This window comes from Streptomyces pathocidini (assembly GCF_001418495.1).
Lineage (GTDB): Bacteria > Actinomycetota > Actinomycetes > Streptomycetales > Streptomycetaceae > Streptomyces > Streptomyces pathocidini.
Genome location: NZ_LIQY01000095.1, coordinates 1 through 2,790 on the forward strand (window position 1 = coordinate 1; position 2,790 = coordinate 2,790).

The following is a 2,790-nucleotide window of genomic DNA, read 5'->3' on the forward strand; positions in this document are numbered from 1 at the left end:
GGGCGGGCTTGTCCGGGTCGTCCAGCCAGTACGGGGCGGGGTTCGCGTCGGCGAGGGCGCGGCCGGCCCGGTGGGTGGTGGCGTTCATGGCGCTTCCGGCCATGATTCTCAGCTCCTTCTGCTCCTTCTGCGGCTGCTGCCGAGCAGTTGCCCGGCGAGGACGCACAGGACGGCGATGGCGAACATCGCCGTACCGATGACGTTGATCTGCACGGGTGTGCCGCGCTGCGCCGAGCCCCACACGAACATCGGGAAGGTGACGGTGGAGCCCGCGTTGAAGTTGGTGATGATGAAGTCGTCGAAGGAGAGCGCGAAGGCGAGCAGCGCTCCCGCGGCGATGCCGGGCGCGGCCAGCGGGAGGGTGACCCGCAGGAAGGTCTGCACCGGGGTGGCGTAGAGGTCCTGGGCGGCCTGTTCGAGCCGGGGGTCCATGCTCAGTACGCGGGCCTTGACGGCGGTCACGACGAAGCTGAGGCAGAACATGATGTGGGCGATGAGGATCGTCCAGAAGCCGAACTCGATGCGCATGTTGAGGAAGAGGGTCCCCAGCGAGGCGGCCATGACGACCTCGGGCATGGCCATGGGCAGGAAGATCAGGGTGTTGACGGCGCCCCGGGCGTGGAAGCGGTAGCGGGCGAGCGCGAAGGCGATCATGGTGCCGATGGCGGTGGCGCCGAGGGTTGCCCACAGCGCGATCTGGAGGCTCAGGGCGAGGGATCCGCACAGGTCGGCGACGCCGCACGGGTCGGTCCAGGCGTCGGTGGAGAAGCGCTGCCAGGTGTAGTTGAAGCGGCCGTTGGGCTTGTTGAAGGAGAAGACCAGGACGACGGCGTTGGGCACGATCAGGTAGGCGAGGGTGAGCGCACCCGCGATGACGACCAGGTTGCGGCGGAGCCAGCGAAGCGGGCGGCGGCCCACCGGATGACGTTTCATCAGACGAGGTCCTCCGTCCCGGACTTGCGGATGTAGACGGTGACCATCGCGAGGATGGCGGCCATGAGGATGAAGGAGAGCGCGGCGGCGGTGGGGTAGTCGAGGACGCGCAGGAACTGCGACTGGATCACGTTGCCGACCATCTTCTCGTCGGTGGAGCCCAGCAGTTCGGCGTTGATGTAGTCGCCGGTGGCCGGGATGAAGGTGAGCAGGGTGCCGGCGACGACGCCCGGCATGGAGAGCGGGAAGGTGACCTTCCGGAAGGCGGTGAAGGGGCGCGCGTAGAGGTCGCCGGCCGCCTCGTGGAGCCGGCCGTCGATCCGCTCCAGGGAGGTGTAGAGGGGCAGGATCATGAACGGCAGGAAGTTGTAGGTGAGTCCGCAGATCACGGCCAGCGGGGTGGCCAGCACCCGCTGCCCGTCCGTCACCCCGAGCCAGGAGGTGACGTCCAGGACGTGGAGCGCGCTGAGCGCCCCGACGACCGGGCCGCCGTCGGCGAGGATCGTCTTCCAGGCGAGTGTGCGGATCAGGAAGCTGGTGAAGAACGGCGCGATGACCAGGATCAGGACCAGGTTGCGCCAGCGCCCCGCGCGGAAGGCGATGGTGTACGCGAGCGGGTAGCCGACCAATAGGCACAGCAAGGTCGCGATGCCGGAGTAGAGCACGGACTTGAGGAACTGCGGGTAGTAGGCGCCAAGGGCGTCGGCGTAGGTCGCGAAGTGCCAGGTGACGCGGTAGCCGGTCTCCAGGGAGCCGGTCTGTACGGAGGTCGAGGCCTGGTAGACCATCGGCGCGACGAAGAAGACCAGCAGCCAGAGGATGCCGGGCAGCAGCAGCCAGTACGGGACGAGGCGCCTGCGGGAGGCCTTGCCGCGTACGGGGGTGGGTGCTGGTGGTGCGGGCGGGGCCTCGGCCGCCTGGGTGGTGCTCATGCGACCTCCTCCGCGGGCTCCGTGCCCGACACCCGCTCCGTGTCCGACACCCGCTCGGTGCCAGCGTCGATGGCCTGGGCGGCGTCGAGGCCGAAGGTGTGGGCCGGGTTCCAGTGCAGGACGACTTCGGCGCCGGGGGCGAGCCGGGGGTCGCGCTCGATGTTCTGTTCGTAGACGGCCAGCTGTCCGGCGGCCGGGCTGTCGACCACGTACTGCGTGGAGACGCCGATGAAGCTCGCGTCCATGATGCGGCCGGTGATCCGGTTCCGCCCGTCGGCGACCGCGGCGGCGTCATCGGCGTGCACCAGGGAGACCTTCTCGGGGCGGATTCCCGCGAGGATCCGCCCGCCGGTGCGCGGGGCGGTCCGGCATCGTTCGGCGGGCAGGCGCAGCTTCGCGTCCCCGGCCCTGAGGAGGAGTTCGCCGCCGGCCACCTCGGCGATCTCGGCCTCGATGAGGTTGGAGGTGCCGAGGAAGTTGGCGACGAAGGTGGTGGCCGGGTTCTCGTACAGGTCGGCGGGGGCGCCGAGTTGCTCGACGCGGCCCCCGTTCATCACCGCGACCGTGTCGGCCATGGTCATGGCCTCCTCCTGGTCGTGGGTGACGTGCACGAAGGTGATGCCCACCTCGGTCTGGATGCGCTTGAGTTCGAGCTGCATCTGTCGGCGCAGCTTGAGGTCCAGGGCGCCCAGCGGCTCGTCCAGGAGCAGCACTTGGGGGTGGTTGATGAGGGCGCGGGCGACGGCCACGCGCTGCTGCTGGCCGCCGGAGAGCTGGTGCGGCTTGCGGCGGGCCATGCCGCCGAGCTGGACCAGCTCCAGCATCTCCTCGACCTGCTTCTTCACCGATCTGATGCCGCGCCTGCGCAGTCCGAAGGCCACGTTCTCGTAGACGTCCAGGTGCGGGAAGAGCGCGTAGTTCTGGA

Annotated in this window: 3 protein-coding genes; all 3 read right to left on the reverse strand. The window is 69.2% G+C overall.

Annotation, left to right across the window (positions count from 1 at the left end; translation table 11 throughout):
* Positions 1-108 precede the first annotated feature (108 nt).
* Positions 109-933, reverse strand: a complete 825-nt coding sequence (locus tag AOK16_RS06320; protein WP_055471232.1) for an ABC transporter permease — start codon at positions 931-933, stop codon at positions 109-111.
* A complete protein-coding gene (locus AOK16_RS06325) occupies positions 933-1,865 on the reverse strand; it encodes an ABC transporter permease (protein ID WP_055471233.1) in 933 nt (310 codons plus the stop codon). The genes AOK16_RS06320 and AOK16_RS06325 overlap by 1 nt, the downstream gene beginning before the upstream one ends.
* Positions 1,862-2,790: ABC transporter ATP-binding protein (locus AOK16_RS06330; RefSeq protein ID WP_055471234.1), on the reverse strand; the 929-nt coding region annotated here is incomplete at its 5' end. The genes AOK16_RS06325 and AOK16_RS06330, both read right to left, overlap by 4 nt.